This is a genomic window from Massilia eurypsychrophila (genome assembly GCF_002760655.1).
Lineage (GTDB): Bacteria > Pseudomonadota > Gammaproteobacteria > Burkholderiales > Burkholderiaceae_D > JAFCUW01.
The window spans coordinates 1-981 of sequence record NZ_PDOC01000080.1 but is presented as its reverse complement, the minus strand read 5'-3'; the positions used below and the strand labels follow the sequence as shown (position 1 = coordinate 981).

General features: G+C 58.8%; 2 protein-coding genes. Both read right to left on the bottom strand.

Annotated features, from left to right (window positions below):
• The coding region (locus CR105_RS27415; RefSeq protein WP_099794129.1) for an HNH endonuclease at positions 1 to 311 on the bottom strand (311 nt) is incomplete at its 3' end.
• Between the two features lie 92 nt (positions 312 to 403).
• On the bottom strand, positions 404 to 981 hold a 578-nt coding region (locus CR105_RS27410; protein ID WP_218968770.1), incomplete at its 5' end, for an Ntn hydrolase family protein.

Below are 981 nucleotides of genomic sequence, written 5' to 3'. Positions count from 1 at the left end.
GGCCAGCCATCGAGACCGATCTTCACCACCGGCCGCTTCTTCTTCCCCTGCTCTGCCTCGGTCTTTACGTCGTGGCAGGGCTTGCAGATGGTCTGACAATTCAGCGGATCATCGATGCGGGCTTGGCTCCACTTCAGCGTGGCGGCCTTGGCTTTATTGGTTACGTGATCGACGATGTTGGCCGGGGTGTACACGCTTTGCTTGATGCATACCTGGCACAGACCGAAGTCCCGCGCCAACACCAACTTGCGGATGCGGTCCCATGCGGCCCCGTATCCACGTGACTGCCTAGACTCTTTACTCCATGCCATCAGTTAAACCGAATAATCATCGTCGCCGCCCGCCGTGCAGATGGCATTGCAGGGCAATTCGACGCCCATTCACCGAACAATCACCATGCGACTCAGCCATTCGCCGCTTGCACATGCTGAATGAACGGCCCACGTACACCGCACGAGAACGACTCGGCAGCCTGAAGCGCCTTGTTGATGCGCTCGCTCGGCGTCAATGCCGTGCCATCCGTGCTGAACAGCGATCCCATGGCGAAGTCCGTACCGCAGCCTACAGCCTCATACGGCAAGGCACTCTCAGCGACCTGGTAGTCGCCAAAGATGCAGAAGACGCGCGCCTCGTATGAGACGAGGAACGTTCCGCCCTGCTCTGTGTCGTTCGCCTTGCTTGCCCATCCGCCAGCCTTCAGGCAATCGCGCACCGCATCGATGAACGATGTCGACATGAACTTCTCTACCGAGATGCGCGGGTCACGATCAGGCGCCTTAAAGGCGTGCGCGAGCAACTGCCCCATGCGGAACGAGGTGGTGAAACCAAACATGAATGCGCCGACCTTATGTATCTTCGGATCGATGCGCGTGCGGATTGTGTACAGGTCGCTGCCTGCGCTATCGGCACCCATGTAGACGGAGCCGTTATGCTTGATTGCCACTACACAGGTCATCGGATGCCTTCGAGCGGCACGCTGAA